The organism is Corynebacterium glyciniphilum AJ 3170 (genome assembly GCF_007673095.1).
Classification (GTDB): domain Bacteria; phylum Actinomycetota; class Actinomycetes; order Mycobacteriales; family Mycobacteriaceae; genus Corynebacterium.
This window is the reverse complement of the sequence record NZ_VDYZ01000002.1, coordinates 1-11687: the sequence shown is the minus strand read 5'-3', so window position 1 is coordinate 11687 and position 11687 is coordinate 1. Positions and strand designations below refer to the sequence as shown.

Below are 11687 nucleotides of genomic sequence, written 5' to 3'. Positions count from 1 at the left end.
TTTTTGGCACCTGAGTCGCACTGGTGCCGCTAGAGTAGGGCGGGGGACGATAACAGGGGGATATCATGGGGGAGTACAACGACCAGGCCATCTGGACCACCGCCGAACTCCGGGCGGCCGGCCACACGCACAGGGACCTCGGCCGGGCTGTGTCCGAGCGCAAGTTGTTCAAGGTGACCCGCGGACACTACGTCTCGAAGAATGACGCGGGAGTCGTGCTGATGGCGTTCACGAAAGCCTACCCGGGGATCATCTTCACCGGCCGCACCGCCGCATTCATCTACGGGGTGGTGCCGATGGCGTGGCCGGCGACAGCGGAGCACCCCACGTCCCGCACGGCTAGTCCCCATCTGGAGCTTCGTCGACGGGCGACACGCCCCACCCGGCAGGTGGACCGGCTGCAGGTCGCCCTCCCCGCGAAGGTGGCGGTCGACCTCATTGCGACGGACGAAGCCGCCGCGCTCCGCGTCCTTGAGAGGGGATATACCGGATTCAAGGGGACGCGGCGTCTAGAGGAAGACCTCGCAGACCTGACCCGCGGCGAGCGCAAGCGACTCAACCCCGTGCTGCCCAGAGCTGTTCTCGGGACGGCAAGCGAACTGGAAAGAACCGCAGTGACCATCATCAGGCGGGCACTGGCGAAGGAAGTGGAGGAAGGCGTGGTCACCGTCGAGACGAACAAGTTCTTCAGAGGCTACTGGTTCGACGTGATGATCAGGGAGGCCCGCCTCCTCATCGAGGTCGACAGTTACGCCTTCCACGGGGAAGGGAGGGCACGAAGATCCGCCTTCATCAGGGACCGGCATAAAGGGAACCAGGTCACCAGGTGGAGCTGGATGTTGTTACGCTACCCTGACCATGCGGTGAAGAACATGCCGGGCTATGTGGGACGTGAAGTGGCGGACACTGTGCGGTTCGTGCTTGACCATGACCGTCGCCGTCGTGAGGACGAAGCGCTTGACACTGACCGACCAGTGCAGGACTGGTACCCGGAAGTGTGATTCAGGTGCCGAAAACGGTTCGAGCGGAGGCTTCGCAGCGACAGATCTCGGCACCTGAGTCACACCCCACCGCTCAGTTCAGGTGTCCAGCTCCCCGCTGTACAGGTTGAACCGGTCATCCCGGGTGAAACCGGTGAGCAGCAGGCCGGCTTCCCGCGCGGTGTTCACCGCCAACGACGTCGCCGCGGACACCGCGATGAGCCCGGAGAAGCCGGCCAGCACCGCTTTCTGCACCAGCTCGAAGGACGCCCGGCTGCTCATCACCAGGTAGACCGGCGCGTCCTCGCCCCCGGTCTCGCCGGGGAGCCGGTCGGCGAGCAGCAGCGTGCCGATGACTTTGTCGGCGGCATTGTGGCGTCCGACGTCCTCCCGGATCACCAGCGGACGCCCGTCGGCGGTGAACGCGCCGGCGGCGTGGATGCCGCCGGTCTTGCGGAACGCCTGCTGGCCCTCCGACAGGCGCCGCGGCATCGCGACGACCTGCCGGGCCGTGGGGTGCACGGGCCGCAGCGTGTAGCGGCTGGTCTTCATCAGGTCATCGATGCTGGTGGTGCCGCATACCCCGCACGCGGAGTTCGTGGTCACGTTCCTGATCGGGATGTAGGGGTCCGGCCGGGGGACCAGCGACACGTCGAGTGTGTTGTAGGTGTTGGCGTTGTCCGGGCCCACCGCGCCGGCACAGTAGCGGGCGGTGACCACGTCCTGCGCTGAGGTGATCACACCCTCCGCGTGCAGCAGACCGTGGACGAGCTCGATGTCGTGGCCCGGTGTGCGCATCGTGGTGGTCAGATCCGTGCCGTCCACCCGCAGCTGCAGCGGCTCCTCCACGGCGAGCCGGTCGGCCCGGGTGTCGGTGGCCACCGCATCTTCCGTGACCCGCACTTTCGTCACCCGCGCATTGTCGATCAACCGTCCCATGGGACCGCAGCGTACCCCTCTACTTCTCCCAGTCGGGCAACGGCGGCATGTCCTCGGCCCGGCGCCCGGTCGGTTCCAGGCGCACCGGCGTGGACTTCGACACCGGGGTGTTGGACTTCTCGGCGGCGTGGTCCAGGGGAATCACCACGTTCGCCTCCGGGAAATACGTTGTGCAGCCACCACGCGAGTGGGAGTACTCCACCACACGGAAGTCGGGGGCACGACGCTGCCCGTCGGACCAGTCGGAGACGATGTCGACCATGTCGCCGTCGCGCAGCCCGAGGTCACGCAGGTCCTCGGCGCCGACGAGGACGACCCGGCGTCCTCCGCGGATGCCGCGGTAACGGTCGTCCATGCCGTAGACGGTGGAGTTGTACTGGTCGTGGGTGCGCACGGTGTTCATCATCAGCTCACGGTCGCGCAGTTGCACGGTGTCCGGCTGGTTGACGGTCAGGTGCGCCTTGCCGTCGGGGGTGGTGAAGCGCCGTTCGCGCGGGCCGTTGGGCAGGTAGAAGCCGCCGGGGTGCTCGAGGCGTTCATTGTAGTTCTCGAAGCCGGGGATCGTCGCGGCGATGTGGTCGCGCAACACGGCGTAGTTGTCGATCATCGGCTGCCAGAAGTCGTCACCGAATGTTTCGCGGCCGACGGAGCAGATGATGTCGATCTCGCTCTTCAGGTTCTCCTTCCGGTTCGCCCGACGCTTACCGGTGGAGGCGTGGACCTTCCCGACGGAGTCCTCGACGGTCACCGACTGGCGTCCGGACTTCTGCAGGTCCAGATCAGTGCGGGAGCGCACCGGCAGGATGAGCGACTTCTCGCCCGGCCATGCATGGGAGCCATTCGGCTTCGTCGACAGGTGGACGGTCAGCTCGTTGGACGCCATGCCCTGTTCAGCGACGGCGGTGTCGGACGTGACGCGCACGAGGTTGCCGCCCAGGGACATGAAGAAGCGGTTGTGCCCGTCGCGCATGGAGCGCAGCGCGTCGACGGTGTCGTGGCCGTGTTCGCGGGGGACGGGGAAGCCGAAGTGGTTCTCGATGGAGGCCAGGAAGCTGTCGGGGGACTTCTCCCAGATACCCATCGTCCGGTTGCCCTGCACGTTGGAGTGTCCGCGCAGTGGGGCGGTGCCGGCACCGGGCTTGCCGATGTTGCCGGTGAGCAGGAGTGTGTTCGTCATCTCCTGGATGGTGGCGACGGCGTTCTTGTGCTGGGTCACCCCGAGGGTCCAGCTGATGATCATGGTGTCGGCACGGATGATCTCGTCAACGGTCGAGAGGATCTGCGCCCGCGGGATGCCGTGGGCGGCGGCGAGTTCATCGTCGTCCAGGTCGCGCAGGTGTGCGGTGAGGTCGTCGTAGCCGGTGGTGAACTGCTCGATGAAGGCGTGGTCGACGGCGTCGCGTCGGACGAGCTCCTTGTTGATCGCCAGGAAGAGCGCCCGGTCACCGTCGAGACGGACCTGCAGGTAGTCGTCGGCGAGCTTCTCGGTCCGGCCGAGGTAGGTCATCGGGTCCTGCGGCTCGCGGAAGGCCATCAGTCCGGTCTCGGGGATGGGGTTGACCGCGAGGATGCGTCCACCGTTCTCCTTGAGCCGGGTGAAGGCGGTCAGGGCACGGGGATGGTTGGTCCCCGGGTTCTGGCCGACGGAGATCAGCAGGTCGGTGGAGTGGATGTCGTTCATCGTCACCGAGCCCTTGCCCAGGCCCACCATGGCGGTCAGTGCGGAACCGGTGGACTCGTGGCACATGTTCGAGCAGTCGGGGAGGTTGTTGGTTCCCATACGCCGGGCCAGCAGCTGGAAGACATAGGCGGCCTCGTTGGACGCCTTGCCGGAGGTGTAGAACACCGCCTCCTCCGGACTCGTGCGGTGCAGCTGGTCGGCGATGATGCCGAAGGCGTCCTCCCAGGTGACGGGACGGTAGTGGCCGTCGCCGGAGCTCCGGTCGTAGAGCATCGGCTCGGTGATGCGGCCGACCTTGCCAAGCCAGTGGTCGGTCTTCTCCCGCAGCTGCTCGACGGTGTACTGCGCCCAGAAGTCCGGGTCGGCCTTCTTCGGGGTGGTTTCCTCGGCGACGGCCTTGGCACCGTTCTCACAGAACTCCACGACGTTGAGGTCGGCCTGGTCTGGCTCGGGCCAGGCGCAGCCGGGGCAGTCGAAGCCCTTGTGCTTGTTCATGGTCAGCAGTGAGGGCACGGCGTTGTTCGGCGCGGCGTGCTGCATCGAGTGCAGGATCGCGGGCACGCCGGCAGCGGCGTGTTCACGGTCGCTGACCTTGGGGTGGTCGAACCGGTTGGCGACCGGGTTCACCTGGCTGGGGGACTCGTGCAGGCTGGTCATGGTGTCCAGCGTATGCCGCCCGGGTCCACCGGTCACCTCACCGCACCGGCCCACTCCCCGAGGGGACGTGCGAATCCGCAGGTTGTGACGGCGGTCATACGGTCCCGCCGTAAGACCGTCCGGAGATACCGGTCAGTTCTTCTCGAGGGCGAGATCGGTGACTCCCGTGATCCGCTCTCCGGCGGCGGCGGAATAGTTGTCTGCGGAGGGGTTTCCTCCAGCACTGTCGGACGCTGCACGTCCGGCGGCGAGGCCGACGAGGAAGGCCGTCACCGGTGCCGCGGGCCGGGAGCGGTTGTGTGCGACGGCGGAGGTCAGGTCGAGAATGCCCTTGATGTTCGTCCGCACCACCTCGTCGGGCAGCCCGAGTTCGGAGGCCACCTGGTCGAGCCAGGCGTGGGCGCTCTGCATTTCTTCGGGGGAGCCTTTTTTCGGGGAGCCTTCTGCAGGAGTGTTCATGTCCCCGACGCTACCCGGCGTCTATACGTCGTCACCGTCGTCACCGCCGTACAGGGCGGCCGCGGCAGTGAGCAGCATCTCGCCGGACTGTGGCCCGAAGCTCAATGACTGACTGTCCGGAATAGCCAGGACCCGTTCGTTCTTGCCTGCCGTGGTCTGGGCGATACCGGGCTTGGCCAGCAGTCCGTCCAACCCACCGGTGGAGTCCAGTCCGGCGGACATCATGACCAGTACATCGGGGTTCAGGTCCGCCAGCGATTCGGCATTGGCGGGCGACGCCTGGCCGATGCCCTCCTCCTTGGCGGCGTCGACACCGCCGAGCGCTTCGATGAGGTCGTCGGTGCCGTCGTCCGGCCCGAGGATGTAGAACACGCCACCGTCACCGCGGGCGTACAGGAAGGCCATGCGCAGTGGATTGCCGGGGACGGCGTCCCCGGCGGCACCACGGATGGCTTCGACGGCGCGGGAGATCTCCGCGTCGGCACGCTCGCCCAGCCGTTCCCCGTTCTCCGCGAGGCCGACGATGCCGGCGATGGTGTCGATGTCGCTGCTGACCGTGTCGATCGTGTGCTCCGGATTGATCTTGACCACCGGGACCCCGGCGTCCCTCAACTGGTTGAGGGCGTCGCCCGGGCCGATGCTGTCGTCGACGATGACCAGTGACGGGTTGAGGTTCAGTACGGCCTCGGCGTTGATGGAGTGTCCGCCCTGGGTGACCACCGGAAGATCCTGCAGGCTCGGCTCGGTCGACGACACGGTACGGCCTACGATACTGTCGCGGAGCCCCAGTCCGGCGAGCGTCCGTGAGATCGTCCCGTAGACGTCCAGGGGGATGATGCGCGAGATGTCGTCGACGGTGACATCCCGGCCGTCGGCATCCGTCAGCTCGACGGGAAGGTCGGCGTCCTCGGCGGTCCGACCGTTGACCGGGGTGACGTCGCCGACCGTCTCAGCGTGGGAGACCCCGTGAGCCTCACGGGCGTCCGGCAGGCCGTCGTCCACCAGTCGGTTGAACGTGTCGAGGGCGGTGTCGAAGGAGGTTTCCTCCGCCTGTGCGGTCTGCCCCGAGCCGTTGTCGGCACCGATGCCGCAGGCGGTGAGCGAGCCTGTCACCAGCACAACCGCAGTGACGGTGGCGCTGACCGCGGCGAGGGTACGGCGCAGGGAAGACGGTCGACGTGTGGGCATGGGACGAAATTAGCACACGCTTACCCGACGGTCAGTGGGGCGGGGGAGGGGGACCACCGAGGGCATGTCGCGAATGGGCGGCGAGTTCGCGGGCCAGTGCGGACATTTCACGGTGCCACGACGTCCCCGCATCATCGTCGGCGGCGTCGCTGACGATCTTGGCCAGCTGCACCGGGACGCCGAACCACTGGGCCACCGCAGCGACCGCATAGCCCTCCATGTCGACCAGGTCGGCGTCCGGGGCCAACCGGTCACGGACCGTGCCGTCCTCGACGAACACGTCACCGGTGGCGAGGATCAGACCTGAGGAAGGATCAGGGCGGTCCGTTTCGAGGTCGATCGGCGGGTACTCGTCCCTTCCCGTCAGCGCGGCGACACCGGCGTGGGAGAAATCGTGGAGGATGACGCGGTCGATGCGGTGGACCCCGGTGAGCCCCGGACGCAGCGCGCCAGCCGTACCGACATTGATGATAGCGCTGGGCAGGCCACCGGCACGCAGATAGCGGTGCAGGCAGTCGGTCAACGCGAGCGTGGCGTTGAGGCGGCCTATGCCGGTCAAGAGGACCGGGGCGTCCTCATCCATGTCGGCGGCTTCGGCCGCCACGGCGACGACGATGAGCGGCTGTCCGGGAACCACCCGGCCCCGGAACTGGCTCTGGAACTGGCCCTGGAAGAGTTCGAGCATGGGGTCCAATCTACCGCTCAGGAGACCTGGTTGTCGCGGACCCACTCCAGGTATTCGTCGGTGACGGTGCCGGTGACGTACCGGCCGTCGAAACAGCTCATGTCGAGACCGTCCAGCTGTGCGTCCGTCTGCCCGTCGAGGATCGCGCCCTCGAGATCCTCGACCTTCTGGTAGACGAGATGGTCGGCACCGAGGACCTTGCAGACCTCGGGGACGGACCGGCCGGCGGCGACGAGTTCGTCGCGGTCGGGGATGTTGATCCCGTAGACGTGCGGGTGCCGGATCGGGGGAGCGGCCGAGGCGAAGCTGACCTTCCGGGCACCGGCCGCACGGGCCATGGCGATGATCTCGTAGCTGGTCGTGCCACGCACAATGGAGTCGTCGATGAGCAGCACATGCTTACCGGCGAACTCAGAGGACATGGCGTTGAGTTTCTGCCGGACGCTCTTCTTGCGCACCGCCTGTCCCGGCATGATGAACGTCCGTCCCACGTACCGGTTCTTGAAGAACCCCTCGCGGTAGGGGAGGTCGAGGACACGGGCGACCTCCATCGCCGCCGGACGTGCCGAATCGGGGATCGGCATGACGACATCCACGTCGTCGGTGGGAACGTGCTCGGCGATGGTCTTCGCCAGCCGTGCACCCATCCGCAGGCGGGAATCGTAGACACTGATGCCGTTCATCACCGAGTCGGGACGTGCCAGGTAGACGTACTCGAAGGAGCAGGGTTCCAGGCGGGCGTCGGTGACGCACCGGCGTGAATGCAGGGTGCCGTCCGTGGTGATGAACACTGCCTCACCCGGGGCGATCTCGCGCTCAAGTTCGTAGTCGGCGTTCTCCAGTACCAGTGACTCGCTGGCCACGACCCATTCGTCGTGCCCACCCACCGCATGCGAGCCGCCTGTCGTGGTCGGACGGCGGCGTCCCAGGACCAGCGGACGGATCCCGTTGGGGTCACGGAAGGCCAGCAGGCCGTGGTGGGCGATCAGGGAGATCACGCCGTAGGCGCCTTCGATCCGGCCCATCGTCGCGGTGACCGCGTCGAAGATGCCGTCGGCGTTGAGGTCGTCCGGCCCGGTGGTGGACTGCAGCTCATTGGCGAGGACGTTCAACAGCAGTTCCGTGTCGCTGGAGGTGTTGAGGTGCCGGCGGTCGCGGTGCCGCATCTCGGTGGTCAGCTCACGGGTGTTGGTCAGGTTCCCGTTGTGCACCAGGGTGATGCCGTAGGGGGAGTTGACGTAGAAGGGCTGTGACTCCTGCTCGTTTGAGGCGGCACCGCGGGTCACGTAGCGCACGTGACCCAGACCGGCGGTGCCGAGCAGTGACCGCATGTCACGGGTACGGAAAGACTCGCGCACCATGCCGCGGGCACGGAAGAGGTGCATGTGTCCCCCCTCCTCGGCGGTCGCCATGCCCGTCGAATCCTGCCCGCGATGCTGCAGGAGCAGTAGAGCGTCGTAAATGTCCTGGTTGACCGGCTGGTTTCCCACCATGCCGACGATGCCGCACATTGCGCTGAGGTGTCCTCACTGTGTCCCGGAAGATGGATGCAGGTGTAGAGCCTACGCCCATAGTTGACCACAACAATGATCGGGCAGCGGGGACCGGGCGGGTCACGGGACGCTGTAGCGCCCCGAATCGCCACGGTTTTGCCTTTATTTCCCCAGGTTGGTAACGTGAACGGGTCTCGCTGTGGGGTTACCCGTGTCCGGTACGGACTACGCCGCGCCGCCGCAGCATGTCGAGACTCCTGAACATGAACCACTTTGTCGCAGGCCCACCGCCTATTGCGGCCGCGCGGAACACAAGGCAGCGAGCAAACCGGACTACTGAGTCCGGGGAGCGTCGAGTTGCCGGACACAAATGCGCGGTGACGCCCGGGTGGACGGGGAACCGTGACGAGAAAGGCTAGAGGTCACTTCCATGACCATGACTGACCCCATCGCGGACATGCTGTCCCGCGTGAGGAACGCGTCCAACGCGTACCACGACAGCGTCTCGATGCCGTCCTCGAAGATCAAGGCCAACATCGCCGAGATCCTCAAGTCCGAGGGCTACATCGCCGACTACGCCGTCGAGGACGCCTCGACCGGCAAGAAGCTCACCCTGGAACTGAAGTACAGCACGTCCCGCGAGCGTTCGATCGCAGGGCTGCGTCGCGTGTCCAAGCCGGGCCTGCGCGTGTACGCCAAGTCCACCAACCTCCCGAAGGTCCTCGGCGGCCTGGGCGTGGCGATCATCTCCACCTCCCACGGCCTGCTGACCGACCGTCAGGCGACCGAGAAGGGCGTGGGTGGGGAAGTCCTCGCCTACGTCTGGTAGAAGGAGGACGAAGCAATGTCACGAATCGGTAAGAACCCCGTGGTCCTTCCCTCCGGCGTCACCGTCACCATCGACGGTCAGAACGTCGAGGTCAAGGGCCCCAAGGGTACTCTCTCGCAGGTCATCCCGGCACCGATCTCGGTTGTCCAGGAGGACAACGAGCTCGTGGTCAGCCGCCCGGACGACCACCGCAAGAACCGCTCCCTGCACGGCCTGTCCCGCTCTCTCGTCAACAACATGGTTGTCGGCGTGACCGAGGGCTACACCACCAAGATGGAAATCTTCGGTGTCGGCTACCGCGTCCAGGCCAAGGGCAGCAACCTCGAGTTCGCCCTCGGCTATTCCCACCCGGTCCTCATCGAGGCTCCGGAGGGAATCACCTTCGCGGTCGACGGAAACACCAAGTTCTCCATCACCGGTATCGATAAGCAGCAGGTCGGACAGATCGCCGCCAATATCCGTCGTCTCCGTAAGGACGACCCCTACAAGGGCAAGGGTATCCGCTACGCGGGCGAGCAGATCCGTCGCAAGGTCGGAAAGACGGGTAAGTAGAGATGGCACAGAGTACTGCAACCAGCAAGCGTCTCCCGGTGGGCAAGGACATCTCCACCCGCCGCCGCGTCGCACGCGCACGTCGTCACTACCGTCTGCGCAAGAACATCTCCGGTACCCCCGAGACCCCGCGTCTCGTGGTGCACCGCACCTCACGTCACATGCACGTCCAGGTCATCGACGACACCAAGGGCCACACCCTGGCCGCTGCGTCGACGATCGAGCCCGACGTCCGTGCACTGGACGGTGACAAGAAGGACCGTGGCGCTCGCGTCGGTCAGCTGATCGCCGAGCGCGCCAAGGCTGCCGGCGTCGAGACCGTCGTCTTCGACCGTGGTGGCTACCAGTACCACGGCCGGGTCGCCGCCCTGGCAGACGCCGCCCGTGAAGGTGGTCTGAAGTTCTAATGCGCAACGACAACATTTTCACCGACGGAAGGACTGCGTGATGTCGGAACGTGATCGTAACGGCGGACGCACCGCCGACAGCAACAACAAGGACAACCGGGACAACCGGGGCCGTGGCAACAACGGTGGTCGTGACGACCGCCGCGGTGGCCGTCGTGACCAGCAGGACGAGCGCTCGCAGTACCTCGAGCGCGTCGTGACCATCAACCGCGTCTCCAAGGTCGTGAAGGGTGGTCGTCGCTTCAGCTTCACCGCCCTCGTGATCGTCGGTGACGGCCAGGGCATGGTCGGTGTCGGCTACGGCAAGGCCAAGGAAGTTCCTGCCGCGATCCAGAAGGGTGCCGAGGAAGCCCGCAAGAACTTCTTCCGCGTCCCGATGATCGCCGGCACCATCACCCACGAGGTCCAGGGCGAAGCCGCCGCTGGCGTCGTGTGGATGAAGCCCGCTGCACCGGGTACCGGTGTCATCGCCGGCGGTGCCGCCCGCCCCGTGCTCGAGTGCGCCGGCGTGCAGGACGTCCTGTCGAAGTCCCTGGGCTCCGACAACGCCATCAACGTCGTCCACGCCACCGTGGACGCACTCAAGCAGCTGGTCCGCCCCGAAGAGGTCGCTGCCCGTCGTGGCAAGTCCCTCGAAGAGGTCACCCCGGCGCCGATGCTGCGCGCCCGCGCTGCAGGACAGGGAGCGTGATTGAGATGGCACTGAAGATCACCCAGCTCAAGGGCACTGTCGGAACCATTCCTAAGCAGCGGAACTCGCTGCGCTCGCTTGGCCTGAAGCGTATCGGCCAGTCGGTCATCCGTGAGGACGGTCCCATCGTCCGCGGTCAGATCAACACCGTGCGCCACCTGGTCCAGGTCGAGGAAGTAGCAGGGGAGTAACAATGAGCGAACCCATCAAGCTGCACGACCTCCGGCCGTCCAAGGGTGCCAACACCGCCAAGACCCGCGTCGGTCGTGGTGAGGCATCCAAGGGCAAGACCGCCGGTCGTGGTACCAAGGGCACCAAGGCCCGCAAGCAGGTTTCAGCCGCCTTCGAGGGTGGCCAGATGCCGCTGCACATGCGTCTGCCGAAGCTCAAGGGCTTCAAGAACCCGGCGAAGGTCGTCTTCCAGGTCGTCAACGTCTCTGACCTGGCCAAGGCCTTCCCCAAGGGTGGCGACGTGACCGTGGCTGACATCGTGTCTGCCGGCCTGGTCCGCGTGAACCAGCCCGTGAAGGTTCTGGGCGACGGCGAGATCTCCGTGGCACTCAACGTGACCGCGGACAAGTTCTCCCGCTCCGCCAAGGAGAAGATCGAGGCAGCGGGTGGCAGTGTCGCCACCGCCGCCGAGGCCTCCTAGTCGGACCCTCCGCCGCACGCTGAGTCTGTGAGTGTCTCTGGGTGTGCGGCTCGCAGAGCCCCCGGCTCCACTGATCGTCAGTGGGGCCGGGGGCTTCGCGTATGTGCGGGGGCAGGCGCGGGTCATGCGCGGTGACACACGGGGCACTGGGTGGAGGCGGCAGAGAGGACGGTTGAGTGGCGTAGATGATGGTTGGTGTGGGAGCCGGTGTGACCCCCTAAGTGGCTGACCCCGAGCCGATCGGGTGTCCTGCCTCTGATCTGTCCACCGGTACACCACGCACAACACAGGCCCGGGAGCGGTCATGACCTCATAGGAGCGTGACCCTGTTACCCCAGCGTCCCGTCTACGTCTTGTCTGACCACACCCGGACCGGTGCCACCCCTGTCCCTGCACGTGAGACGAGGCCCTGTCCATCATGCCAACATCCACCACCAAAGCACAGCCCACCGTGCCCACCGTGCCCACCGTGCC

General features: G+C 66.2%; 13 protein-coding genes. 7 read left to right on the top strand and 6 right to left on the bottom strand.

The genetic code is table 11. The features are described from left to right. Nucleotides 1-65: 65 nt before the first annotated feature. On the top strand, nucleotides 66-1001 hold the full coding sequence (locus tag FS507_RS02030; RefSeq protein WP_145941188.1) for a hypothetical protein: 936 nt from the start codon (nucleotides 66-68) through the stop codon (nucleotides 999-1001). Between the two features lie 78 nt (nucleotides 1002-1079). Here the strand turns inward: FS507_RS02030 and fdhD are convergent, their stop codons facing one another. The 6 genes from fdhD to purF all read right to left on the bottom strand — a co-directional run bounded on the left by fdhD (nucleotide 1080) and on the right by purF (nucleotide 8100). Next, nucleotides 1080-1919, bottom strand: a complete 840-nt coding sequence (gene fdhD / locus FS507_RS02025; RefSeq protein ID WP_145941187.1) for a formate dehydrogenase accessory sulfurtransferase FdhD — start codon at nucleotides 1917-1919, stop codon at nucleotides 1080-1082. A gap of 19 nt (nucleotides 1920-1938) precedes the next feature. Beyond that, a complete protein-coding gene (locus FS507_RS02020) occupies nucleotides 1939-4257 on the bottom strand; it encodes an FdhF/YdeP family oxidoreductase (RefSeq protein WP_145941186.1) in 2319 nt (772 codons plus the stop codon). Nucleotides 4258-4389: 132 nt separating this feature from the next. Continuing rightward, nucleotides 4390-4716, bottom strand: a complete 327-nt coding sequence (locus tag FS507_RS18045; RefSeq protein ID WP_222121376.1) for a DUF6457 domain-containing protein — start codon at nucleotides 4714-4716, stop codon at nucleotides 4390-4392. Between the two features lie 21 nt (nucleotides 4717-4737). Continuing rightward, entirely contained in the window at nucleotides 4738-5904 is a 1167-nt protein-coding gene (locus FS507_RS02010; RefSeq protein WP_145941185.1) for a heme/hemin ABC transporter substrate-binding protein, read from the bottom strand. Nucleotides 5905-5935: 31 nt separating this feature from the next. Beyond that, nucleotides 5936-6589 (bottom strand): nucleosidase, encoded by a 654-nt coding sequence (locus FS507_RS02005; protein ID WP_145941184.1) that lies wholly within the window; start codon nucleotides 6587-6589, stop codon nucleotides 5936-5938. Between the two features lie 17 nt (nucleotides 6590-6606). Continuing rightward, nucleotides 6607-8100, bottom strand: coding sequence for an amidophosphoribosyltransferase (purF, locus tag FS507_RS02000; RefSeq protein ID WP_145941183.1), 1494 nt, complete (start codon nucleotides 8098-8100; stop codon nucleotides 6607-6609). Nucleotides 8101-8512: 412 nt separating this feature from the next. Between purF and rpsH the strand changes: the two genes are divergently transcribed. Genes rpsH through rplO form a run of 6 tightly spaced genes read left to right on the top strand, consistent with a single transcriptional unit; the run spans nucleotide 8513 to nucleotide 11213 of the window. Then, nucleotides 8513-8911 (top strand): 30S ribosomal protein S8, encoded by a 399-nt coding sequence (gene rpsH / locus FS507_RS01995; protein WP_075811310.1) that lies wholly within the window; start codon nucleotides 8513-8515, stop codon nucleotides 8909-8911. A 15-nt stretch (nucleotides 8912-8926) separates the two neighbouring features. Further along, nucleotides 8927-9463: a 50S ribosomal protein L6 gene (rplF, locus tag FS507_RS01990; RefSeq protein WP_145941182.1), complete on the top strand. Its 537-nt coding sequence runs from the start codon at nucleotides 8927-8929 to the stop codon at nucleotides 9461-9463. Between the two features lie 2 nt (nucleotides 9464-9465). Further along, nucleotides 9466-9870 (top strand): 50S ribosomal protein L18, encoded by a 405-nt coding sequence (gene rplR / locus FS507_RS01985; protein ID WP_038546425.1) that lies wholly within the window; start codon nucleotides 9466-9468, stop codon nucleotides 9868-9870. 40 nt (nucleotides 9871-9910) lie between these two features. Further along, complete coding sequence (rpsE, locus tag FS507_RS01980) at nucleotides 9911-10561, top strand: 30S ribosomal protein S5 (protein WP_038546428.1); 651 nt, start codon at nucleotides 9911-9913, stop codon at nucleotides 10559-10561. A 5-nt stretch (nucleotides 10562-10566) separates the two neighbouring features. Further along, nucleotides 10567-10752 (top strand): 50S ribosomal protein L30, encoded by a 186-nt coding sequence (gene rpmD, locus FS507_RS01975; protein WP_038551242.1) that lies wholly within the window; start codon nucleotides 10567-10569, stop codon nucleotides 10750-10752. A 2-nt stretch (nucleotides 10753-10754) separates the two neighbouring features. Then, nucleotides 10755-11213 (top strand): 50S ribosomal protein L15, encoded by a 459-nt coding sequence (gene rplO / locus FS507_RS01970; protein WP_145941181.1) that lies wholly within the window; start codon nucleotides 10755-10757, stop codon nucleotides 11211-11213. The last annotated feature ends 474 nt before the right edge of the window (nucleotides 11214-11687 follow it).

Excerpts from the sequence above, each read along its gene's own strand:
- FS507_RS02005 (WP_145941184.1), bottom strand. The coding sequence starts at position 6,589 with ATGCTCGAACTCTTCCAGGGCCAGTTCCAGAGCCAGTTCCGGGGCCGG.
- fdhD (WP_145941187.1), bottom strand. The coding sequence starts at position 1,919 with ATGGGACGGTTGATCGACAATGCGCGGGTGACGAAAGTGCGGGTCACG.
- FS507_RS02020 (WP_145941186.1), bottom strand. The coding sequence starts at position 4,257 with ATGACCAGCCTGCACGAGTCCCCCAGCCAGGTGAACCCGGTCGCCAAC.
- rpsH (WP_075811310.1), top strand. The coding sequence starts at position 8,513 with ATGACCATGACTGACCCCATCGCGGACATGCTGTCCCGCGTGAGGAAC.
- FS507_RS02010 (WP_145941185.1), bottom strand. The coding sequence starts at position 5,904 with ATGCCCACACGTCGACCGTCTTCCCTGCGCCGTACCCTCGCCGCGGTC.
- rplO (WP_145941181.1), top strand. The coding sequence starts at position 10,755 with ATGAGCGAACCCATCAAGCTGCACGACCTCCGGCCGTCCAAGGGTGCC.
- rpmD (WP_038551242.1), top strand. The coding sequence starts at position 10,567 with ATGGCACTGAAGATCACCCAGCTCAAGGGCACTGTCGGAACCATTCCT.
- purF (WP_145941183.1), bottom strand. The coding sequence starts at position 8,100 with ATGTGCGGCATCGTCGGCATGGTGGGAAACCAGCCGGTCAACCAGGAC.
- rplR (WP_038546425.1), top strand. The coding sequence starts at position 9,466 with ATGGCACAGAGTACTGCAACCAGCAAGCGTCTCCCGGTGGGCAAGGAC.
- FS507_RS02030 (WP_145941188.1), top strand. The coding sequence starts at position 66 with ATGGGGGAGTACAACGACCAGGCCATCTGGACCACCGCCGAACTCCGG.
- FS507_RS18045 (WP_222121376.1), bottom strand. The coding sequence starts at position 4,716 with ATGAACACTCCTGCAGAAGGCTCCCCGAAAAAAGGCTCCCCCGAAGAA.
- rplF (WP_145941182.1), top strand. The coding sequence starts at position 8,927 with ATGTCACGAATCGGTAAGAACCCCGTGGTCCTTCCCTCCGGCGTCACC.
- rpsE (WP_038546428.1), top strand. The coding sequence starts at position 9,911 with ATGTCGGAACGTGATCGTAACGGCGGACGCACCGCCGACAGCAACAAC.